The sequence below is a fragment of the Alteromonas nitratireducens genome, from assembly GCF_040812025.1.
GTDB classification, from domain to species: domain Bacteria; phylum Pseudomonadota; class Gammaproteobacteria; order Enterobacterales; family Alteromonadaceae; genus Alteromonas; species Alteromonas nitratireducens.
Genome location: NZ_JBFNPK010000020.1, coordinates 1 through 23,900, shown reverse-complemented (window position 1 = coordinate 23,900; position 23,900 = coordinate 1). Strand labels below are relative to the sequence as shown.

Genomic DNA, 23,900 nt, shown 5'->3' with positions numbered 1-23,900 from the left:
TTAACTCCCTGATTGATAAATGCGGTCTGGCAGCCAGGTGGCCAGTTCGGGCCAGATTGCCAGTGCTATGAGTAAAAGTAGCTGTAATCCGATAAAAGGCACTACGCCGCGGTAAATTGCGCTGGTTTTAACGGTTTCAGGCGCGACACCCCGCAGATAAAACAAGGCAAAACCAAACGGCGGTGTTAAAAATGATGTCTGTAAGTTTACTGCCAGCATAATGCCCAGCCAGACCGGATCGATATTCATCGTCAGCAGCACCGGGGCAACAATCGGCACGACCACAAAGGTAATTTCGATAAAATCGAGAATAAAGCCCAGCACAAACACCAGCAGCATCACCACCAGCATGGCGCTAAACACCCCGCCTGGCAGCGAGTTGAGAAATTCATGTACCAGTTGTTCGCCGCCAAAGCCCCGGAATACCAACGAAAATACTGAGGCACCGATCAGAATAAGAAACACCATCGCCGTCACGGTGGCGGTCTCACGCATTACACTGGTGAGGATAGACAGCGTGAGTTTACGCTGTAACGTTGCCAGAATTAATGCACCCGCGGCGCCAACTCCGGCAGCCTCGGTGGGCGTCGCGTAGCCAGTCAGAATTGAGCCCAGCACAAGCACTATCAGTATCAGTGGCGACACCAGTGCGGCAACCACACCGGTATTGACAGTGGGACTTGCATCCTCTTCTGAAACCGAATGCAGGGGTGTTTCAGACGTTCTTAATGCAAAAAGCACATAAAGTAAGTAAAGGCCAACTAACAACAAACCCGGAATGATCGCGCCAACAAACAAATCACCCACCGACACAGAGTCGGGCGAAAAAATCCCCATCGAAAGCTGCGCTTTCTGGTAGGCGCTGGACAGAACATCACCGAGCAGAACCAGCGCTATCGATGGCGGGATAATCTGACCAAGGGTGCCCGTGGCGCAAATCGTGCCGCTGGCAAACGCTGGCGAATACCCGCGTTTCAGCATTGCCGGCAACGACAGCAGGCCCATTGTTACTACTGTCGCGCCAACAATACCGGTACTGGCGGCCAGCAGCATCCCCACCAGGATCACGGAGACCGCCATCCCCGCTGGCGAGCGTTTCATGACGGATGACATCGATACCAGCAAATTTTCAGCAATTTTGCTTTTTTCCAGCACCATACCCATAAAAATGAACAGCGGTACCGCGATCAGCGTCTGATTGGTTATGATGCCGTACAAACGGCTTGGTAACGCGTTCAGGTAAGACACATCGAACGAGCCGGTCAGCACACCCAGCCCGGCAAAAATCAGCGCGGTTCCGGCCAGCGAAAACGCAACCGGAAACCCGAGCAGCAGAACACCGCAGACACAAAGAAACAGAAGTATTGCCATATATTCCATCAGCTACCCCTGCGCGAGATCGTGACGGCATGACGCACAATATCGCTCACGCCCTGAAGCATCAGCAATACCGCACTTAATGGAATTAACGACTTGAGAAGAAACACCAGAGGCAATCCGCCTGCCTCCATTGATGATTCCAGCAAACGCCAGCTTTCAGCGACATATGTCCAGCTGTAACCCACAATAATGAAACAGGTAGGAAACAGCAACAGCAAGGTTCCCAGCATGCCAACCCAGGCCTGCTGAAGCGGGGAAAAGCGGCGGTAAAACACATCTACGCGTACGTGTCCGTCAGCACGCAGGGTATACGGTATCGCCAGCATAAAGACAGCGGCATGCAGGTACATTACCGATTCCTGCATGGCAATCCAGCCTGTATTAAACCCGTAACGCAGAACAACGATGAGAAAAGTCAGTGCAACCATCATCAGCGTGGCAATGCTGACAATGTGACAAAGTTGGCGGTTAACGCCGTCGACGAAACGACAAAGCGCAGGCAGAGACGGTATGTCCGTCCCGTGCTGCAGAGGAGCTCCCATCCCACACCCCGGTTAACAGGCTATTTACATTTCATCAGGTTAATGATTTTTAAATTAAAATGCTACTGTGAGAAGCGAAGAATAACGGCAGGAAAGCGCTTGCCGGCGACACGTTTGCGTTACCGACAAGCAACCAGAGCCTGTTGACCATTGCTGTATAGTTTCGCAAAGGTCAACAGGCTCTAATACGTAGATCAGCTCAGTACATCAAGCAATTCAATGTCGAACACCAGCGTGCTGTACGGCGGAATCGCACCACCGGCGCCCTGTTCACCGTAAGCAAGGTGATGAGGAATATAGAGGCGCCATTTCGCACCTTCCTTCATATTCTGCAGAGCTTCAGTCCAGCCTTTGATTACGCCGTTAACCGGGAACTCTGCCGGCTGGCCGCGATCATAGGAGCTGTCAAACACGTTGCCGTCAATAAAGGTACCGTGATAATGCGTGCGAACCGTGCTGTCTGCCTGTGGCGTCGCGCCTTCGCCCTCAACAATAATTTCATACTGCAGGCCAGAATCCGTCACAATCACACCGTCGCGTGCTGCGTTTTCTTTAAGAAAGTTCTCACCCGCCTCGATCACCGCTTTCGCCTGCTCTTCCTTTTCGGCCTGCATGCGCGAGTGAATTTCGCCAAACGCGGCACGCAGAGTGTTGTTGTCTACCTGCTGTGATTCGCCACCAAACGCATCGGTCAGGCCTGCCACTACGGCATCAATGCTCATTCCCTCGAAAGGGTTTGATTTAAGCTGTTCACCCATTTGATAGCCAATTCCATAACTGGCCTGTTTTTCTACGGTGTTAAATGTCTCAGACACGTGCACTCCTGAAATTTTATTACACAAACAGCTCACTTTTTAGCCATGCCGTCTGTCGTGATGAAATAAGAAAATGTTACGTCTGGCAGTTTATCACATTGGCAATTTGCTTGCCTGACGCAATTTCCCGAAGGGTGTGAACCATATCCCCGAATATTGGTTATAACCATAAGTAGTTAGACAATAACGCCTCGACACAGTAAGGTGAAGAGCATGAAAGCAGGAGGATGCCATGCAATCACACTATGATGCAGAACTGAAGGATACCGTTCGGTATCTGGGTAAAGTGCTGGGAGAAACGATCAAAAACCAGCTCGGTCAGGAGTGGCTTGACCGTATCGAAACCATCAGAAAAGAGGGGCGTTCGTCTTACCAGGGCGATGCAGATTGCAGCGAAAATCTGAAAGAAACTTTCAAAAAAATGACCGACAGCGATTTACTGACGGTTGGTCGTGCGTTTGCACAGTTCCTCAATCTGGGAAATATCGCCGAGCAGGAATTCAACAGCGCCATGAATGTCGATGCGTCGCTGGATGCCCTGTTTGCTCATCTCGACAAAGCTGAGCTCACTGCCGATGCGGTCAGTGACGCGGTCAGCAAACTGAATATTGATTTGGTACTGACGGCACACCCGACCGAGGTGACCCGTCGTACCCTTATCCACAAACACAAGGAACTGGCGCGCTGCCTGCAGTCGATTCATCAGGAATCGTTGTCAGAAAGCGAACGTCGCCGGCTCGAAACGCGCATGGCAGACCTGATCAGTCAGGCCTGGCATACCGAAGAAATCCGCTCGGTCCGTCCTACGCCGGTTGATGAAGCGCGCTGGGGCTTTTCGGTTATCGAAAATTCCCTGTGGGAGGCGGTTCCTGAGTTCTTGCGCGAGATGGATGAGCGTTTGCAGGAAGATTATAAGGTATCGCTGCCGCTTGACGCTGCACCGGTCAGTTTCAGCTCGTGGATGGGCGGTGACCGCGACGGCAACCCGTTTGTTACGTCCAAAGTAACCCATGAAGTTTTACTGCTTGCGCGCAAGCGTGCGGCGAAACTCTTTGCCATTGATCTTGATCGTCTGCAGGTTGAGCTGTCGATGTACGACTGTAATGACGCGCTGCGCGCGAAGGTCGGCGACGAGGCAAACGAACCCTACCGTGCACTTTTACGCCCGCTGGTGCGCCGCTTTGAGAAGACCCGCGACGGGATCGCCGAGTACCTTGCCGGCGGCCACCCTGATCAGGACGACTGGGTAAGCCATAACGACGAACTGCTCGACGTACTGATGCTCTGCTATGAGTCACTGTGTGACTGCGGCATGAGCGTGGTTGCCAATGGGCTACTGCTCGACACGATTCGCCGCGCGCGATGCTTTGGAATTCATTTGCTGCGTTTGGACGTTCGTCAGGATTCCGAGCGACACGCCCAGGTCTTCAGTGAAATAACCCGTTATCTTGGGCTGGGTGACTACGCGCAGTGGAGTGAGGAAGATAAGCAGGCGTTTTTGCTGCGCGAACTAAGCTCAAAACGACCGCTATTCCCACCCCACTGGGATGCCTCTGGCGATGTTAAGGAAGTACTGGATACGTGCAAAGTGATTGCGCAGAACAGTGAACACGGTTTTGGTATTTATATTATATCCATGGCCAGTGAGCCGTCGGATGTAATGGCAGTCCAACTGCTGCTGAAAGAAGCCGGCGTCAGCTGGCCGATGCCGGTGGCGCCGCTGTTCGAAACACTCGATGATTTGAATAACTCACCTGACGTCATGCGCAAGCTACTGTCTGTCGACTGGTACCGCGGGTATATCAATGGCCAGCAGTATGTGATGATTGGTTATTCAGATTCTGCCAAAGACGCAGGCGCACTGGCTGCTGGCTGGGCGCAATATGAATCGCAGGAGGCCCTGGTAGCACTCGCTGAGGAATTTAACCTGCGTCTGACACTGTTTCATGGTCGTGGTGGAACGATTGGCCGGGGTGGTCTGCCTGCCCATGCCGCCATTCATTCTCAGCCTCCCGGCTCACTCGACGGCGGTTTCCGCGTTACCGAGCAGGGTGAAACCATCCGCTATAAATTTGGTATGCCAAAACTGGCTAAACGCAGCCTGGGTATTTATGCCAGCGCCATCATTGAAGCCATGTTGTTCCCGCCCCCTGCGCCTAAGCAGGAATGGCGTGAGCTGATCACGAAAATGGCTGCACTGGGGCGCGACAATTATCGCGGTACGGTCAGACAGGACGAAGACTTTGTGCCTTATTTCCGGGTGGCAACGCCTGAACAGGAATTGGGTAAACTGCCGCTGGGCAGCCGACCGTCAAAGCGTAAACCCTCGGGCGGCATCGAAAGCCTGCGGGCGATTCCATGGATTTTCGCCTGGGCGCAAACCCGTCTGGTACTGCCGTCATGGCTGGGTGTGATGCGCGCTATTGATAGGGTAAAAGAAGAGAGTGACGAGCAGGTCGTCAATGAGATGTTCTCAGAATGGCCGTTTTACCGTTCTCGTCTGTCCATGCTGGACATGGTGTTCCATAAGGCCGATCCACGTATCAGCGAGGCTTATGATGCACGTCTGGTACCGGATGAGCTTAAGCACTTTGGCGAGGCATTGCGCGATGAGCTGAAGTACAGCATTTCGTCATTGCTCAAACTGACCGGACAGAAGGAGATTATGGAGCAGGACCCTCAGGGTCGTGAGTCGATGGAGATTCGGGCTGCCTACCTGCAACCCCTGCATTACCTGCAGATTGAGTTGCTCGACCGTATCCGTAAGGCCGGGGATGACGCCCATAATTCGGCGCTTGAACAAGCGATGATGGTTACCATTGCCGGCATCGCCATTGGTATGCGAAATACCGGTTAAGCGAAGGCGCAGACAACAAAAAGCCGCTGATTGGTCAGACTAATCAGCGGCTTTTTTCATTTCGGGCATTAATACAAAAACCAGCCCGGGAAGAATTGACGGTAACGTTGGGGCGACAGTCTGGTCGCAGACTCTCCACCGCAGGGATGCGGTGGCGAAGCCCTCAGGGACGGGTTCACGGCGTGTCTGTAACCAGACTGCCGCGCCCGACGAGATTACCGTTGATATTAACCGTTAACGAAGTCGACACCCAGTTTGATGTCACCACGCAGGCCTTCCAGCATATCCTGTTTGGCTTTCTCTTCGAAGTCGCTCAGATCGCCGTATGGCAGGATCTCTTCGACACCGTTTGCACCCAGGCGCACCGGGTGAGCGAAGAACGCGGCATCATCACTGCCGTCAGTCTGTACATAAGTGTACTCAACCACATTTTCACCCTGCATCGCTGCAATCAGAGACAGGCAGAAGCGCGCTGCGGCCTGACCCATAGACAGTGTTGCAGAACCGCCACCGGCTTTCGCTTCTACCACTTCGGTACCTGCGTTCTGGATACGGGTGGTCAGGCTGGCAATTTCATCATCAGAGAACGTAACACCTTCAACCTGTGACAGCAGAGGCAGAATCGTTGTACCTGAGTGTCCACCGATTACCGGAACGTGTACCGCTGACGGATCCAGATCTTTCAGCTCAGCAACGAAGGTCTCTGCACGGATAACATCAAGCGTAGTCACACCGAACAGCTTGTTTTTGTCGTAAACACCTTTCGCTTTCAGTGTTTCTGCAGCAATCGCGACGGTAGTGTTAACCGGGTTGGTGATAATACCGATACAGGCATTCGGACAATGCTCTGCACAGCCCTCAACCAGCGCTTTAACGATGCCGGCATTGGTGTTAAACAGATCAGAACGGTCCATACCCGGCTTACGAGGTACGCCCGCAGGAATCAGCACGATGTCAGCGTCTTTCAGCGCTACGCCAAGATCGTCTTTACCGTGACCGGTTACTTTTACCGCTGTAGGGATGTGGCTAAGATCAACCGCAACGCCCGGAACAACTGGCGCAACGTCATATAACGCCAGGCTTGAACCTGCTGGCATTTGTGTTTTCAACAACAAAGACAGCGCCTGACCAATACCACCGGCAGCACCTAACACGGCTACTTTCATACCATTTCTCCTATGGGATTACTCAACTAATTTCGGGTCGTCACACTAATGCAACGACGGGGAAAACTCAATCATCTGATCGTCGTAGACGACATTATACCCGACAATCTGACAATATTCAGGAACGTGAATGATTATGCATTTAAATTGAAGAAAGTTCACCTGTACGGCACAATATCCCGACATTCATCACAGTAGTAACGGCAACATGGCGAATCAAAAGCAAGAACAACTTATTAAAGCCTTTAAAGAAATTCTCAAACAGGAAAGTGCCGGCTCGCAGGGCGACATCGTGTCTGCATTAAAAAGTCAGGGTTTTGATAATATCAGCCAGTCAAAAGTCTCACGTATGCTAAGCAAATATGGCGCAGTGCGTACCCGTAATGCACGTGGCGACATGGTCTACTGCCTGCCCCCTGAACTTGGCATGCCGACGGCTAAAAGCCCGCTGAAACAACTGGTTCTGGATATTGTACACAACAATGTCATGGTGATTATTCGCACCAGCCCTGGCGCAGCACAACTGATTGCCCGACTGCTTGACTCATTAAGTCAGAAGGACGGCGTACTTGGAACCATCGCGGGCGACGACACTATTTTCATTGCACCCGCCGATGTCAGCCGCATTGAAGAAGTCAGACAGCGCGTTGAGAACTTATTCGAGAGCGTCTGAATTATTTTTTATCTTTTTCTCGCATAAAAAAACCCGCCGAAGCGGGTTTTTTTATTGCAAGGTTGTCAGCTTGCTTAGAAGCTGTATTCAACACCTACACGTACTTCCCACAGCGACGCGTCACCGCGACGTGTTTCTGGGTTAGACGTGTCAAAGTCAGCTGTATTGAATGGAACGCGCTCGGCGATACCCCAGTCGTCGTTCAGGAAGTTTGTGAAGTTGTCGAACACCACAAACGCACTTGCACGATGACCATCCATCAGGCCAGGCAGTTGCTGCGTGATACGCAGGTCAACCTTGTTCCACCACGAACCGTCTTCACCGTTACGCTCGTAACCTGGAGGCAGTACGTTGTTGCTGTCCAGATACGGGTTGAAGTTGTAGATGTCGTTCACGTCAGTGCCGTTGTCATCAGAACGCGGGTATGTGCGGCTGAATGGCTTACCAGACTGAATCATACCGAACGCACCAAAGGTGGTTGGGAATCCATCAAACAGTTCAACAGTGTACGTCAGTGACGCAGTCAGACGGTGCTCAATGTTGTAATCAGACAGAGAGGCAACCTGCTCCTGCGGGTCAAAGAACGCACGGTTCTGGTAGTTAGAGAACGCGACAGAACTGGTCATTGGCTGAATATCTTCAGCATGGTTGTAAGCATAACCTGCAATCAGGCTGATGCCGTTATCCCAGTCTTTAGACACACCGAATGACACAGTGTAAGACATCGCATCTTCGTCAGAGTTAGTCAGCACAAATGATGGCATACGAACACTGTCATAGATTGGATAACCATCTGCGTTCGTGCCAACCTGCTCTAAGTCACCACGCAGAACGATAGCCTGGTCACGTGTCTGAGACACCAACAGATCTGCCTGCACGAAGTAACCTTCTTCGGTTTCATGCGTCATGCCGAATGCAAACTTCAGTTCAGACGGAATGTCGAAGCTTGGATCCAGGTAGTTAATTTCGAAGTTAGCGCCCTGACCAGCGGCAACTGCATCATACAGTTCACCAGGGATACCATAACCGGGTCCTGCCGGTGCACCGTCTTCCACGCCTTTCCATACGATATCGTCGTCAAACAGACTGCGTGAACCGTCGGTGTAACCGAAGTTACGGCCACGCTGACCGAACTGCAGTACATTGTTGTTTGAGAAGTTGTTAGACAACCATACGTTCGGGTTACCGCCAGAGAACAGACCCAGACCACCGTGTAGCTCAGTGCTGTCGTTCAGGTAGTAGTTGAAGCCGATACGTGGCTGGATCAGACCTTCGCCGTCCAGGTTTGCAGAGTTAGAAAAACCATATTCTGCTACAAACTCTGCATTCTCAGTAGGACGATCGCTTGACGTGTACCAGTCATAACGCAGGCCCACTTTCAGTGTCAGATCATCATTGAAGTTGAACTGATCCTGGATGTATGCCGCGTGGGTTTCATAGCCCCAGTCAGCGGCGGCATCTTCAGGGTTACCAGAAGGTGCGTTGTTGTAGTAAATCGCGCCTGGCAGACCGGCTTCAAACGCTTCAATGCTGCCGAAACGAATTTCTGTTTCAGTGTGCTGTACGAATACATTGAACACGTTCAGTGCTTCACGCTCGTAACCGAACGTCAGGTCGTGACCGTTATCTGTTGCGTAGTAACCGCGCAGGATCAGGCCGTCTACGTCGTAGTTCAGGTCGTTTGCCTGACGGCTGTCGTCACCACCGATGTAAACGGTTGTTCTTTCACCCGACACTGGTTCAACCACGTTGATCTGCATTTCACCAAAAGTGATACCACCAACCTGGCCGGTGCTGTTTTCCAGAGAAAGCTGACGGTTGTCCAGCTCAAGGCGAGAAACACGCAGCTCGGTAGAGAACTTATCAGTCCAGTCAGAGTACAGAGACACAACGTGTGAATTCAGCTCAGCACCCACTTCATACAGGTGATTTTCCAGCTCGAATTCGTTCGCGTCACCGTCAGACGTGTTAATGAAATAACCATCGTTGTAGTTATAGGTATAGCTCAGACGATGGTTTTCATTGATGTTCCAGTCGAGTTTAACCAGAAGCTTTTCATCTTCTTCGTCCATGCTGGTAGGAACCGGGCCTGGATCATACTGGTATTTTTCGTTTGCAATGCGCACGATTTCATCCAGGTCTTGCTGACGCAGGAAGACTTCGTTGATTGCTCCTGAACCCAGTGCACCGCGGGTGAACAGGCTCTTACCTTCATACTTTTCGTAAGACACGAAACCAAACAGCGTGTCTTTCAGCAGAGGTACACCCAGTGTGAAGCCGTAACGCTTGTCGCTGTAATCAGGCGCAACAACATCGTCACCTTCCAGAGAGTCGCCCTGCAGGTCATTTGAACCGTAGTCGTAGAAGAAGCCACCGTGGATTTCGTTGGTACCAGACTTAGTTACCGCGTTGATGTTACAGCCAGTGAAACCTGAGTACTGTACGTCGAACGGCGCAATCTCAACAGTAACCTGATCGATAGCGTCATAAGAGAAAGGCATACGAACGGTTGGGTAACCATTTGAACCCAGACCGAAAGAGTCGTTCATTTTAACACCGTCAACAGTCAGGCTGTTGAAACGGTTAGATTTACCCACACACTGTACCGGGTTCGCGTCACCGCTTGTCTCGTCAACGTAAACACGCGGGTCGATACGGATGATATCGGTGATGTTACGGTTGATAGCAGGTGCATTTTCAAGACGCTGCAGGTCGAAAGAAGCAGAAGGCCCCATCTGACCGAACATTGACACACTCATTGCAGACGCAGAAATTTCGATAACTTCAATGTCTGACTCAGCTGCCAGTGCGTAGTTGAAATCCAGTGGCTCACCCAGAGTCAGGTAAACGTCAGACACTTTAGTGTCATCGAATGTATCTGAATCCAGCGTAATTTCATACGGACCACCAACACGCAGACCACTCAGTGAAAACTGACCGCTAGAGTTGGTTGTTACCGTCTTGATCGCACCAGTTGGTACGTGCTTAACAGTAACCACTGTACCAGGAGCAGGGTTACCCTGTGGTCCAGTGATGTTGCCTCGGATGGCAGATGATGTTTCCTGCGCCATAGCAGCAGTGGATAGTCCAACGGACAATGCCACAGCTACCGCAACGCGGCTTAGCTTGGATGAAGTAATCATGTGTGTTTCCCTTAATGTTGTGCGGGGCTTTATTATTAATATTCCCGCCGAATGCAGCATATTATTTATACTACATATGACACTTTTGTGACAAAAAAGGTGTTTCGCCTTTGAATTGTCAAATTCTTTCCTGTCTGTGTTACCGAACCAGCACACCAGAACCAGCAGTCTGCGCCATCGATCCCGGCCAGAAAGCCTCACCGACGCTGACCGTTTCGTCCTGAAACAAAAGACGCTTCGATTAACCGGCGACAAAGTGTGCGTGTTGATTATTGCAACTTCATGACACCGGGTAATAAAAATCCGCGTTTAACACGTTGTTTTTAAAACTCTTTAAAAAACAAAAACTAACCACTTGGTCAGCAATTTTATTTAATTGTCAGGTTCGCACACCTGGTTCATTTATCCCGTCAAGTCTGACGAGTTGGCGCACTAATAAACAGCGTTTAAGCAGATTCAAATTTATTTATACAAAACCAAATAAAAACAACACGTTAACATCAACAGGTAAACTTACCGGTTGATTTAAATAAGTTTAACTGGTGAAATCTGGTTATTAAATAAAGTAATTTTCTTAGTCTGGGATGTTGTGTCACATATTATCCGTCGGTTAACAGGGCTTTTACTGGCACTGGGCATGGCCTTGTGTGCCGGCATTGCAATGCAGGAGTATCTGTCGCCACTCGCCCCTTTGCCTGCCGCTGCCGGAGAAACAGTTCATTGCCGGCAGTCGCTGTCGACTAACAGCGAATCGCTGACAGTGTATATGACCGACGCCACACTTACCTCATCACTCACCGAGGCATTGTGCGATAACCCTGTGGTAAAGCGTCAGTTTGGTGATGTCTCGGTATTTATTGGCCAAAACGACTACGATACCTTTCGCTATATTAACCATGGCATTGCAGATCTGGCGCTAATCAAAGGTAATATCCTGCGAGCCTTTGAAGCAGATGCAATCTATGGCTACGAGCGCATTGCCAGCTACCCTGACTACAGCGCATACCTTATCTCTCTGCGGGAAAAGCCAACGTTAAGTAAAGAATATTTGTTAGGTAAGATTATTGGTCTGTTAGATTACCCGAGCAGTCGGTCAGGACACAGCGTTCCCAAAAAGGTGTTAACGAGACTCGGGCTGACAGATAACAGCGTTAACCTGCAATATTACAATTCCCATCAGGAACTGCGCCGCGCACTGCTGGCCGGCGAGGTTGATATTATTTCTTCGTACTGGGGTGCGGGAGATGATGCCATTCTTTCAAAAAACTACATTACTCCGCTTACTACTGATGTCAGCGGCATGGAATGGTATTTGAAATTGCCATCCCGCAATACCGACCTGACCTGCGCCATCCAGGCAATATTGTCGGATATTGCCGCGCAGCACCCTAATTCGTATTACCAGAATGTCAGTTTCAGCAAGGAGTGCCGGGATGGGCAATAACGATTCCGGTCAGTTTCAGTGGACCACCAATGAGGGTTTTAAGCTGCTCATTCGGCTTGTCATACTATGGCTGCTACTTGAGTTCTCCTCTGTCCTCGGTCAGCTTGCCGGCGGCTGGTATCAGACCCATCGGGCTCTGGACAATATCGAAAAACGTGTCAGTCTGGACCAGGCATTTATTGACGTCGGTAATGCATCACTCAATACGCCGGTTAATCAGCCCGCGGTTACACGCTACCTCGAACAGCTCAACCGCGACATTGAAGCCAGAAATTATCCGGTACGAGTACGCTCAATCCAGGGCGTGGTGAGCGAGGATCCGCTTTATGCTTTCCCGGTAAGAGAAACGATAAGACTGAACACGCCTGAGCAAACCATCACCATTGTGACAGTCGCGCGGCCGCTGTCAGATTTTACCGGTATCACTCTGCCTCCCGTTATCCTCACTGCACTGGCGACGCCGCTGGTCATCATTGCTTTTGTTCGACGCAGAAAACGTGCGACCAGACTGCGGGATATTTCCGAACCGGCTACCCCGAAACTGGTTATTAATCTGAATGACAAAACCATTGGAAACGGCGTGGATGATGTGAAGGTGACACTTCAGAATAAACCTCTGTGTTTCTACACCGCGCTCATTCGTTACTGCATTGAAAACCCGGGCATGCCCCTCCAGCACCACAAAGATGTACCGGAACCCCTGATTACCCTGGCCAACAGAGTGTTTGCCCGGCTTATTGAGCTGGGTCATACCAAACGCAAGCGCCCCGACTTTAACGCAAATCTGGATAAAACACTGAGTGAAGTGCGCGCCGCACTTGATGAGGTGTTTTTCGCATGGAATGACTGTAAAGAGCGTTATTATCCGCCACGTGCGCAAGGTGAGGGCTCGCGATCGAAGCAGCATTCTTATGCGCTGCCTGAGATCTGTGAAGAGGATGTCGAAATTATCGGTAAATAACATCCGCTGTCGCTGATTACATTCCCACCATTTTGCTGCGGGAACACGCTGAAATCGCCTGTTTTAGGATGTTAAGATTGATCCTGAAACGGCAAACGCGTATCTTTGCACCAGGAAAATCAGACGTCATTCACTATGCAATCGCCTTTAATTATTGCGATATCCGGCGCATCAGGGTCCGGCAAGTCGCTTTTTACCCAAAATTTATTTGATGCTTTTTCTTCACAGGGTAAGCCTGTACAGGTTTTGCGTGAAGATCATTATTACCGTGCGCAGGATCACCTGCCTATGGAAGTGCGCGAAAAGAATAATTACGATCACCCTAACGCGTTTGAACACGAGTTGCTCAAGGCCCATCTTCAGGCTCTGAGAAAAGGTGAACCTATCGATTATCCTCAGTACTGCTTTAAAACCCATACGCGGCTGCCAGAAACAGAACGTCTGAACCCGGCACCGGTAATCATTCTTGAAGGTATCATGCTGCTGGCGCGCCCTGAATTGCTACCCAGCTACGATGTGAAAATCTTTATCGATACGCCGCTGGATATCTGCCTGATGCGTCGCATGATGCGGGACGTTAAAGAACGCGGACGGACACTGGACTCTGTTGCCAAGCAGTATGAACAAACTGTCAAGCCGATGTACCACCAGTTCATTGAACCCAGTCGTTTTACTGCGGATGTGGTGGTAACGCAGGGCGGAAAAAACCAAATTGCGTTGGATGTGATCAAGTCACATATACAGCAGGCACTAAATTAAAGGAAAGAAGTTATGGGAAGTCTGATAGGCATTGCGCTGCTGCTGTTTATTGCCTGGGCAATGTCATCATCACGGTCAGGGATCAACTGGCGGACGGTTGGCGGCGCGTTCGCGCTCCAGGCAACGATTGGGGCGCTGATCCTGTATTTTGAGCCCGGCAAACAGGCGTTATTACAACTCACCCGTTTTGTTGCCAATATCATTGACTACAGTCAGCAGGGGATTAACTTTCTGTTTGGTCCTGTCGGTGACAAGTCAATTGGCTTTATCTTCGCCTTCAATGTACTTCCGGTCATTATCTTCTTCTCATCACTGATTGCCGTGCTGTATCACCTCAAGATCATGGGCGTCATTATTCGGCTTATTGGCGGTTTTCTGCAAAAAGTGCTGGGGACGTCGCGGCCTGAGTCTATGTCATCGGCGGCCAATATTTTTGTCGGTCAAACTGAAGCGCCGCTGGTCGTCAGACCGTTTATTCCTCATATGACCAGTTCGGAACTGTTTGCCATCATGGTCGGTGGGCTGGCCTCAATTGCCGGCTCGGTGATGGCGGGCTATGCGGGTATGGGGGTTGAGCTAAAATACCTGCTTGCAGCCAGTTTTATGGCAGCGCCAGGCGGTCTTCTGATGGCGAAAATCATGTTGCCGGAGTCTCAGAAAGCCAATGATGAACTGGAGCAGGTTGACGCTGAAGACACCGGTTATGCCAATGTATTCGACGCAGCAGCCAGTGGTGCCGCGGCGGGTTTGCAACTGGCACTGAATGTCGGCGCGATGCTGCTGGCGTTTATCGCACTGATTGCTATGTTCAACGGACTGGTTGGCTGGACAGGCGGGCTGCTGGGTTACGAGAACGTCACATTCGAGGGTATCCTGGGTTACCTGCTTCAACCGCTGGCCTGGGCAATTGGTGTGCCGTGGGAAGAAGCGGCACTGGCGGGAAGTTTCATTGGTCAGAAAGTCGTGGTTAACGAATTCGTCGCCTACCTGAGCTTCCTGGAGAGCCGTGAAGCCCTGTCTGACGTATCTCAGGCTATCATCACCTTTGCATTGTGTGGTTTTGCTAACTTTTCGTCTATCGCCATTCTTATGGGCGGTATTGGGGCGATGGCGCCTACACGTCGCAAGGAAATTGCCAAACTCGGGCTGAAAGCGGTCTTTGCGGCTACGCTGTCCAATCTCATGAGTGCCTCACTGGCAGGGTTTTATCTTTCGCTCGGATAATTCCTTCCCAAAAAACTAGACTAAATGGTCAGGTTTGTATACATTACCCTCGTTTTTAGGGGCCGGTGATGCCGGCCTCTGTTACTTTTTTTACCAGCCGGTCTATGATTAAGAACCCGCGGTGAACTCAAACAGGATTATGTTATGCAATTAGTTGCTGTAGATTATCAGGCTGACAACGCCGCCGAACTGTTCGTTGAGTCGCTCAGAGAAACAGGCTTCGGTGTACTGAAAAACCACCCTATCAAGCAGTCGATGGTGTCTGACATCTACGCCACCTGGCAGAACTTTTTCGACAGCGAAGAAAAAAACCAGTATCTCTACAACAAAGGCACGCAGGATGGCTTCTTCCCACAGAGCGTGTCTGAGGTTGCCAAAGGTTTTACCAAAAAAGACATTAAGGAATATTTCCACTTTTATCCGTGGGGACAATGTCCTGAATCACTGAGACCACAACTGGCAACTTACTACAATGAAGCCACCAGCCTGGCCAGTGAGCTGCTCAGCTGGGTTGAGGCACACTCGCCGGAAGATGTGGCAAGTCACTACAGCCAGCCACTGTCTGACATGATCAAAGACAGCGATCAGACACTGCTGCGCGTTCTGCATTATCCGCCGCTCAAGGGTGACGAAGAGCCGGATGCCATTCGCGCCGCCGCGCACGAGGACATTAACCTGTTGACCATTCTGCCGGCAGCCAATGAGCCTGGCCTGCAGGTTAAAGCTAAAGACGGCAGCTGGCTGGATGTACCGTGTGATTTCGGCAACCTGATTGTGAACATTGGTGATATGCTGCAGGAAGCATCAGGTGGTTACTTTCCTTCAACCACGCACCGCGTGATCAACCCGGAAAATGCAGACATGACAAAGTCACGTATCTCACTGCCTTTGTTCCTGCACCCCCGACCGGATGTGGTGCTGTCAGAGCGTCACACCGCGAAGAGTTACCTACAGGAACGTCTGAAAGAACTGGGTGTTATCTGACACGTTAAAACATCGAAAATCCCTGCCAGTGCGCAGGGATTTTTTTACAGGCTGGACTGGAGCACCGCAAGTTTGCTGTGGTACCGCTTCTCATCCTGCTGGCTTTGGGCGAACCGCTCAGCCATTTCAAGATAGCGCCTGGCTTTTGATATATCCCCAAGACCGTAATAGGCCTTAACCAGTCCAAACATGATTTCATGGCGCTGACTGTTCAGGCGCATTGCGCGTTGATAGTGCGTCAGCGCTTCGGCATACGCTTCGTTTTCAACCGCTTTCTCACCCAGAATAAAGTGATAAAACGGGTTGTCACGGCGTTTTGACTCAACCTTTGCCATAATCGCATCGGCATCGTCGTGATTGCCCTGATGACGGTACAGTAACGACAGATTTTCCCACGCTGTCAGGTTGTTATCGTCATTAGCCAGGACGTACCGGTAGGTTCGTTCGGCATCATCCAGCGCCCACGCAAAACGGTACAATACACCCAGGTTGGTCCAGGTCTGTGCAAGTTCCGGCGCGGTTATCGCAGCAGCGCGAAAATACGCGTAGGCCTTATCAAAATCTTTATCAATCAGCGCGTCAGCCCCCTTGTTGTTGTAGAACATGGCTACCACTCTGGCCTTATTTATTGCGATACGAGGAAAATACTGCCGGATAGTCTGGGGATCGAAATCCACATCGACAAAGTCATCCTTAAACCGGGTCACATCGTTATACGCCGGACTGACAATACGCAAATTAACATGACCGTTGATCAGGCTAAAACCCTGTTGGCGGGTCCAGTATTCGGGGATATCAACCTCGAAAAACGTTGCCTGATAGCCAGCGTATCTGGCCATCGCGTACGTCATAATAGAGAGTGAAAGGCAATTGGCTGCCCGATTGGCAAACGTGTCGCTGGCAACGGTATTGGCATCGCCCTGATAAATCAGCCCCATATCTGCATGGTCAAAAATCGCATACATCAGGTTGCGTATGTTCACTTCCTCGTCGAGTTCATCTGTGGTTCGTTGCTTAACAAAGGTTTTGGCCTCGTCGCTCAGTGCAAAAATCTCATCTTCTGATTCAACAGACACATCACGATAACCGATGAAGAGACTATCATTGAGAAGCTCTGCGGGGTTATAAACCTGCGAGGGCCCGGTCGTCGCACAGCCAGCTAACCCCGCGCAAACGAAAATAAATAAACTGTGCAGGATGTATTTCATACCGCCGTCTCCAACAACCTGATTGTTAGTTAGAGTATAGAAGAGCGCAAAATGTTCACTAAATAAACACGGCCATACGCACAAATATCGCGCCGGGCGATAACCAGAGGTTACCCGTCAGGTTGACACTACACCGTCTCAGAACACTTGCTGCAGCACTTCGACGATAAGGATATAGCTTCCCAGGCCAAGCAGAATAAGTGCCGCCAGTCGCTGCTGAGCCACCAGCCAGACTTGTTCACCATCCCCCTTCCTGTTCAACAGCGTTGCCAGTTGCCCCGACAGGGACACCACCAGCAGGTCGCAGCACAATGCTATCAGTGCATAGAAAAGCCCGAGCAATATCAGTTGCCCTGCCATGTTACCTGCCTGCGGACTGGCAAACTGAGGCAGAAAAGCAATAAAAAACAACCCTGTTTTCGGGTTTGTCAGCTCCACAATGATACTCTGACGCAACACACTTCTGGCACCGCGCTCCCTGACCGGGGTATCCGCATGCACAGGGGTCACCTTCATACTCTTTAACCCTAGAAAGATCAGATAGCCCGCACCACAGAGCTTTAACAGAATGAATGCGAGCGGGGACAGGAGGATAAGCGACGCCAGTCCAAAGGCCACCAGCAGCGTATACGTCAGGCTGCCAACAGCCATCCCCCCTGCCGCCGCCACGCCAGCTACGCGACCGCCACTTAGCGTACAGGCCATGATATAAAGATTTGAGGGGCCGGGTGACAAGCTCAGTAAGAGCACCGATAAGCCAAACCCGGTAAGCACATCCAGTGACACGACAACAACATCTGCGCAGAACAACAGAGGCTTAGCATAGTCATCCGCCCTGTCAGGTGCAACCCGGCTACGTTACATCACACCGGTTGTGTTAATGCAGCCTGGTGCGCTTGTCGCTCTGGCGCCTGCGGGATGTTAAAGACGGTAAACAGCAGAAAACAACTGTAGGTTGCGCCCAGTAAAAACACCCATGCCGCACTGCTTTTCAGTACCAGGCACACCACCATCAAAAAGGACAATGGAGTAAAAGACAACAAAACCAGTGGATTCAGCATCAACCGTACCCAGATCTGCTCCCCCTGCTCGCGTGAAATGGTCAGTCCACGACAAAAATGTGCAAGGACATACGGCAGGATCTGCGCTACAGCAATAAGCCCTGTCGCAAGCCCGGCGATCATCCACGTCATCGTATCCAGAGAAGCCGGCGGTGGTGATGAGACAGTCGTCGCGCCATCAGCACCCAGCCATTGTGCAACGGCGAACCCAAGCAGGCTTAGCACCATGATCAGCAGCACCGCCGGTACGAGCAACCCCATCTGAAACCGCAATTCCGTCAGAACGCCCCGCCAGCTTCCCCGGCGATACAGTGTGGTAATGACCACAGTAAGCAGTGTCATGGCCGCGGCATAAGCCGCCATTTTTGCCGGAAACACCGCATCCGGAATGACGTCAAGCAAAGACGCGAGCGCAACGATGAGCACCACAACCAAAGGTCTGGCAAACAGCATCGTCACCATTGCCTTATAGGCATCCTGTATATGCGACAGTGTCAGTTGAGTATTGATGTTCATCGAATTCTGGATAGCCCGTATCAAGCAACTACAGGGTTACCATAGTAATAAGGGCAGAATAACTCGCAATGAGGGGGTTAATACCGGCGAATACGGCGTGATACCTAAGGCAGGGAGTCAGCAATTATGAGAGAGGCAGACAGGGAGCGCGTCACTCCCTGAAACAGGTTTAGCAACTTCTTTTACGAAGACGTGAACCAGTAGATGCCTCACATGCATCTGACACCTCAGTGCGGGCGTCTGTGCTTTGTGCAGTATCATTGCTGGATGAAGTGGACTGACAGCCACCAAGTGCAACCAGACCGAATAAAATAAGAGCGGTTAATTTACGCACGCCAATCTCCTTGTCTAAAGGGCGAAAAATAAGGAACGAAGTGCCTTTCACTTTACGAAACGCACAGAGAACAAAACAAAAGCCATCCTTGCTTGCGGGATATTTTTGCGTTGTGAGCGCCGGCCTGGCCAGCAATACTGCCGTCTATTTGAATCTAAACGACTGAAACAGCAGTCTTTCATGAGTAAGACAGAACGTCTATGGCATTTAACGCAAAACAGGTTAAGACGATGTTGGAATTTGTATCACTTTGTAACCGCGCCGTATTTCAGGCACAAAAAAACCGACTTTCGTCGGTCTTAGAGTGGTGCCCAGGGGCGGACTTGAACCGTAGGGCAGTTTCCCTTTGTCTTTCAAAGTCTTATGCAGACTCAACCCTTGTTTTGAGGTGTTAGTCCAGATCCGCCAGTTTACGCCTGTAGATGGTCACATTGTGGTCACAGACCTTTTCGACTAAAAGCGCAATATTCCATTCGATAGACATGCTCTACGGCAATAGAACCACTTATCAATAATTCAGAACAAACCTGCGCAGTACATATAACTTCAGACATAAAGTAGCATTCATCAAGAAAGCGAAGCGATGAACGGAATGACACTGATTGTGCTTAGTGAAACAGTCTATTACGATAAGTCATACGTCAAGGAAAGACCAACAGATAGCAAAATAATCCCATAAGTTACTCCCTGTGAGAGCCAATACTGATTCTCACTTAGCGCATCAGACTGAAACTATCGTTTCTGTTTAATGGGCTTTAGCTTTTTTACATGGCACCTTTTTCGATGTGTACAGAGTTACGACGACAAATAATAGCTGTTGGCTCGTTAAACCTAGGATACGGAAAACAGGTAAAAAGGAATACGGAATGAGTGTAGAAATCGTCGAAGAAAAAATAGTCAAGTTTCTAAAGTCTGCCCACCCTGAAGTTCTTTCCATCGTCGGCAAGTGGGGGATAGGAAAGACATTCGAATGGGAGAGAATTACAAAAAAATATAAGGAGGACTTTGCGTTAGGGTCTTACGCATACGTGTCCCTGTTTGGTTTAAACTCACTCGCCGAAATCAAAGAGGCTGTTTTTTTAAACGCTGTAAATACTTCTAAAATAGGTGAAAAGCCAGATATCAAAGGGTATTCAAAGCGACTTGCAGAACTAGTAAAAGACACGAAGATACCCTATATCACCCGCTATGTTGGTGGTATCGGAGGCCTGATCAGCTCGATTTCTAAATTGTCTTTAGCTGAAACTGTGATTTGTTTTGATGACATTGAGCGCAGAAGTGATGGTGTAGAAATTAAGGATTTCATGGGACTAGTTTCGTTTCTAAAGGAGCAGAAAAAATGCAAAGTTGTTTTGCTACTTAACGAAGATGCCGGCGGGAAAACTTTTAGTGACTATGCCACATATAAAGAGAAAGTAGTCGACACACAGATTCAGTTCTCTCCGACTCCAGAATACTGTTTCGATACCACCTTTCCGTACGAATTTCCTTTTAAACAATTTATCCGAGAACACTGTATTTCACTCCAAGTCGTAAATCGGCGTGTTTTGCTGAGGATGCAAATGCATATTAACGACCACTTAACGATGGTTAGTCATTATGACGAACAAATACAGGAGCAAATTGTACTCGGTATCGTGGTGCTCAGTTGGTGTTATTACTGCCATGGGTCTGATGAAGAAAGAATTCCATCTCTTGACTATGCGCTTGATGACAAAGCGGATTATTTGAAAGCATTGCCTGACTCTGATGATAAAACAGACAAGGAAGTACAATGGGATGCCAAACTCGGCATCTTTGATTATGGGTATCCACGACCACTTCTTTCCATTTTAGGTAAAAGTATTAAGGACGGATTTGCGACACCTGAAAATCTATTGACACTCTGTGACACACTTCAGCAAGCAATTGACGTAGAGAAGAGAAGTCTGGAACTATCCAAAGCCTGGAAACTCTTCCATTCCTCATTTAAGAGTAATGAAAAGGAGGTAGCTGAAGCGTTCGATGCAGGCTTAAGACAAGTAGCCTCTGATGCTTCATTATATCAGTACAGCCAGGGGATTAACGTTTTAAGGATCTTGGATAAGAATGACCTGGCTAATGAACTTATTGACCTGTTTATCGAAGCGAATAAGAGCAACCCTGACAAGTTAAGGTCAATAACCGACGGCGCATTCCAAGTCAAGGATGAAGAAATGATCAAGCGAGTGGAGTTTGCTTTGAAAGAGATTGATCCACCACCGACGGTAGACGAAATATTGGAAAGACGGCGAGGGACGAACTCTTATAATCAAAAGGAAGCAGATATTCTTGCTCAACTGACAGAAGACGAAATATATGACCTGTTCTTATCTTTCGATGGGCCGGAGCATTCGGCCAATATCCAAGTATTCATTTTACTTTCTGGAAGCAACGCAGAACTGAGAGGGAAAATTCAAAACGTATTTCAGAAAATCGCAGATGCCAGCCCTTTGAATAAACACCGTCTTGTAAAGTTCACCAGTTAGAGTGACTTAAAAAATACTTCTAGAATATCTTTATAATATTCAGGTAATAGCAAAGGGCTGAAGATTTGATGTTGGCGTCCAATGCTAAATAAAGTTTCGGATGCTACTGGGTTTAAATCAACTTTCGAACAAGTGTAACCATGAGCTATTAAACTTCAGAAGTGCTACCGAATGGGACGAAGAAAGCCAACATAGCAGTTCTCCTGCTCACCTTTGGCTACAATATTAGGGAATGGATATTACAGCCGCATCAACAATTACATAATGTAAGCGCCTGGAACTCTTTGCTTGGATGTCTGATTATTTGAATAATATTCTGAACGCTTATATCTCTTATGCTAAACCCTTCATGTTCCGTACTGTTTTCGATTTGGTGACCTTTCTTTGATAGAAATGTTCTTATCATGGGACTATCTGGATAGTAGCTTTCTATAAGGTCAATAACCGGTACCTTAGCTTTAATGACACAAGGAGTTCCGATCTCTCTAAGGATTTGACCGGTTTTCGGATTATGTTCATGCAAGTTATAAAGAGCCTCACCACCCCAAGAACGAAAGAGTCGTTTAATCCCATCAGGATCAAGCAACGGCTCGAAGAAACAAAACCACAACTTATTCTTTCGACAAACATCATCAGCCTGATTTCTCTCAATCAGTAACTCCGCAATATCAGCTGTTATTACGCGATCACTTTTAAGGGATAATATTCTTTCTTTAAGCGACTCTGCGTTTTGTAACTGCATCCCCTTTTGTTCGATATGTGTTATTTCTTTCTTGGTTAGTTTTGTGCAGTGATATCCGATTAATGTGTGGTTTCTCAACAAATCCCGAAGCTTTTTTATTGCTGCATCATATTCGTGCGACGAAGTTTTGTTTATGCATCTACATTCCCAGCCCAGGAAATATCTATAATGTGACTCAAAAAAATCAGTCACATCCGTCGGCCATGAAGTTGGGTCATTTATTGTGATAAGAATAGTTTTCCTCCTCTAACTATAGAAGTCCCAGTTACGAAATAAGCAACTACACATTATGCCTTGCTGTAATGCTCTCTGTGGTAGTTAACATAGTCTATGCATATTAGATGTCTTGTGCTAACTCGGAGCTTTCCTGGCTCTCCCATAAGCGACAAGTCTTCATTTAATGACAAAGCTCCGTTATCAAACATAACGTGATGGTTGGGGCATAAACAGAGAAGGTTATCCAATGTATCAGGCCCGTTGTGAGGTTGTCCTAGGGGCTTAATGTGAGCCGCTTCAGCATACAGGCCAGCACTGGTTTTGATTGCTACTCCACACACCTGGCACTCATAGTTATAGATATCCTTAACTTTCTGAGCCAGCGAAGAGTTTCTGACAAGTCGATTAATCAAAGATGGTCTTCTATCGACTTTACCTTCCCCGGCACCTTTATCGTTCTCACCAGTACCTGATAAAGCATCAAGTGCAACCAACCTGTAACGCCATACCACATAGCCGGATTTCCCGATCTCTGACCAATAATCTTCAACCTCATACAAACCTGCATACACGTAACCTTTCTGTGGGCTAAGTTCATGCTTGTGCTCATGTCCCCTGATAACACGTACAGGTAGTCTTAGAAGTTTACTTTTCGCCAGAGCCAGATTGGTTCGGGTGAGCTCCTGATGTGCGACCTGGATACGTTTGTCGGCGTCTTGACCTCCGGCCCCCGTATAAACGATCACATCACCAAGGTCTTCATCATCTTCATATCCGCCAGAAAGGACAATAGAATCAGCTCCTTCATTCTGAGAACCAGAAATACCTGCCTGCAAAGGCGAATGTACCCCAGCTTTAGCCAGTTCTTTGCGGTTCGCGAACCACTCTCCTGGTTCTACCCCTTTAATATGACCAAATGTACGCATACCTTGTTTCACTCCCCTTGAAGGTATCTGTCTACACTTACTACCCAGCTATTAAAAAGAACCAAAACTATACTGAGAGTCAGCTTCTTGTCTTTTGGTTTTGTAATACCGTATTACACCTAAATCAATTATGAAACCAAACAATATGATTACTCGCGAAGAACTCAAAGCCCTGATGACATCCAGTGCACACCTTCCAGAGAATGCATATTTCACTTACTGTAATGATGAAATAATTGAATTCAGATTAGACAAACCATACTCAATCGAGTTGATAGATGGGATATTAATTCACCTACCCGACGTGCAAAGGCAAATGATTTTGTAAACCTCCCCTAAACTAGTGACATACCTTTTTAGAGTTCTTCGGCGTACACTGAGCCAAGAAGGAGAACTCCTGATGAAAAAGTCCCGATACACAGAAACACAGATCGTTAAGATC

Annotated in this window: 18 protein-coding genes; 8 read left to right on the top strand and 10 right to left on the bottom strand. The window is 49.0% G+C overall.

What is annotated here, in order from left to right:
* The 3 genes from AB1N33_RS14605 to bamJ all read right to left on the bottom strand — a co-directional run bounded on the left by AB1N33_RS14605 (position 1) and on the right by bamJ (position 2,737).
* A complete protein-coding gene (locus AB1N33_RS14605; RefSeq protein WP_411272305.1) occupies positions 1-1,380 on the bottom strand; it encodes a TRAP transporter large permease in 1,380 nt (459 codons plus the stop codon).
* On the bottom strand, positions 1,380-1,922 hold the full coding sequence (locus AB1N33_RS14600) for a TRAP transporter small permease subunit (protein WP_411272304.1): 543 nt from the start codon (positions 1,920-1,922) through the stop codon (positions 1,380-1,382). Before AB1N33_RS14600 ends, AB1N33_RS14605 begins: the two co-directional genes overlap by 1 nt.
* Positions 1,923-2,116: 194 nt before the next feature.
* Entirely contained in the window at positions 2,117-2,737 is a 621-nt protein-coding gene (gene bamJ / locus AB1N33_RS14595) for a BamJ family beta-barrel-assembly machinery protein (protein ID WP_411272303.1), read from the bottom strand.
* Positions 2,738-2,969: 232 nt separating this feature from the next.
* Between bamJ and ppc the strand changes: the two genes are divergently transcribed.
* On the top strand, positions 2,970-5,594 hold the full coding sequence (gene ppc, locus AB1N33_RS14590) for a phosphoenolpyruvate carboxylase (RefSeq protein ID WP_411272302.1): 2,625 nt from the start codon (positions 2,970-2,972) through the stop codon (positions 5,592-5,594).
* A gap of 227 nt (positions 5,595-5,821) precedes the next feature.
* On the opposite strand, the gene mdh is transcribed toward ppc, so the two are convergent.
* The gene (gene mdh, locus AB1N33_RS14585; protein ID WP_411272301.1) at positions 5,822-6,760 is read right to left on the bottom strand and encodes a malate dehydrogenase; all 939 of its coding nucleotides are present in this window, start codon (positions 6,758-6,760) and stop codon (positions 5,822-5,824) included.
* A gap of 208 nt (positions 6,761-6,968) precedes the next feature.
* Between mdh and argR the strand changes: the two genes are divergently transcribed.
* A complete protein-coding gene (argR, locus tag AB1N33_RS14580) occupies positions 6,969-7,433 on the top strand; it encodes a transcriptional regulator ArgR (RefSeq protein WP_411272300.1) in 465 nt (154 codons plus the stop codon).
* A 74-nt stretch (positions 7,434-7,507) separates the two neighbouring features.
* On the opposite strand, the gene AB1N33_RS14575 is transcribed toward argR, so the two are convergent.
* Positions 7,508-10,576: a TonB-dependent receptor gene (locus tag AB1N33_RS14575; RefSeq protein ID WP_411272299.1), complete on the bottom strand. Its 3,069-nt coding sequence runs from the start codon at positions 10,574-10,576 to the stop codon at positions 7,508-7,510.
* 589 nt (positions 10,577-11,165) lie between these two features.
* On the opposite strand from AB1N33_RS14575, the gene AB1N33_RS14570 reads away from it, so the two are divergent.
* From AB1N33_RS14570 to AB1N33_RS14550, 5 genes are all read left to right on the top strand, one after another.
* Positions 11,166-12,020 carry a type 2 periplasmic-binding domain-containing protein gene (locus AB1N33_RS14570; protein WP_411272298.1) on the top strand — a complete coding sequence of 285 codons (855 nt, stop codon included), beginning with the start codon at positions 11,166-11,168 and terminating at the stop codon, positions 12,018-12,020.
* Positions 12,010-12,981, top strand: a complete 972-nt coding sequence (locus tag AB1N33_RS14565) for a hypothetical protein (RefSeq protein ID WP_411272297.1) — start codon at positions 12,010-12,012, stop codon at positions 12,979-12,981. The genes AB1N33_RS14570 and AB1N33_RS14565 overlap by 11 nt, the downstream gene beginning before the upstream one ends.
* 135 nt (positions 12,982-13,116) lie before the next feature.
* Entirely contained in the window at positions 13,117-13,740 is a 624-nt protein-coding gene (udk, locus tag AB1N33_RS14560; RefSeq protein WP_411272296.1) for a uridine kinase, read from the top strand.
* Positions 13,741-13,752: 12 nt separating this feature from the next.
* Entirely contained in the window at positions 13,753-14,964 is a 1,212-nt protein-coding gene (locus AB1N33_RS14555) for a NupC/NupG family nucleoside CNT transporter (protein WP_411272295.1), read from the top strand.
* Between the two features lie 144 nt (positions 14,965-15,108).
* A complete protein-coding gene (locus AB1N33_RS14550; protein ID WP_411272294.1) occupies positions 15,109-15,948 on the top strand; it encodes an isopenicillin N synthase family dioxygenase in 840 nt (279 codons plus the stop codon).
* Positions 15,949-15,992: 44 nt separating this feature from the next.
* Here AB1N33_RS14550 and AB1N33_RS14545 read toward each other — a convergent pair whose 3' ends face one another.
* From AB1N33_RS14545 to AB1N33_RS14535, 3 genes are all read right to left on the bottom strand, one after another.
* Positions 15,993-17,156, bottom strand: a complete 1,164-nt coding sequence (locus AB1N33_RS14545; protein ID WP_411272293.1) for a tetratricopeptide repeat protein — start codon at positions 17,154-17,156, stop codon at positions 15,993-15,995.
* A gap of 138 nt (positions 17,157-17,294) precedes the next feature.
* Positions 17,295-17,966: a LysE family translocator gene (locus AB1N33_RS14540; RefSeq protein WP_411272292.1), complete on the bottom strand. Its 672-nt coding sequence runs from the start codon at positions 17,964-17,966 to the stop codon at positions 17,295-17,297.
* Positions 17,967-18,019: 53 nt separating this feature from the next.
* Complete coding sequence (locus tag AB1N33_RS14535) at positions 18,020-18,733, bottom strand: hypothetical protein (RefSeq protein ID WP_411272291.1); 714 nt, start codon at positions 18,731-18,733, stop codon at positions 18,020-18,022.
* A gap of 1,200 nt (positions 18,734-19,933) precedes the next feature.
* Here AB1N33_RS14535 and AB1N33_RS14530 point away from each other — a divergent pair.
* Positions 19,934-21,574, top strand: a complete 1,641-nt coding sequence (locus tag AB1N33_RS14530; protein ID WP_411272290.1) for a hypothetical protein — start codon at positions 19,934-19,936, stop codon at positions 21,572-21,574.
* Between the two features lie 250 nt (positions 21,575-21,824).
* Here the strand turns inward: AB1N33_RS14530 and AB1N33_RS14525 are convergent, their stop codons facing one another.
* Positions 21,825-22,508: a hypothetical protein gene (locus AB1N33_RS14525; protein WP_411272289.1), complete on the bottom strand. Its 684-nt coding sequence runs from the start codon at positions 22,506-22,508 to the stop codon at positions 21,825-21,827.
* Positions 22,509-22,603: 95 nt separating this feature from the next.
* Complete coding sequence (locus AB1N33_RS14520) at positions 22,604-23,458, bottom strand: YDG/SRA domain-containing protein (protein ID WP_411272288.1); 855 nt, start codon at positions 23,456-23,458, stop codon at positions 22,604-22,606.
* Positions 23,459-23,900: the final 442 nt, after the last annotated feature.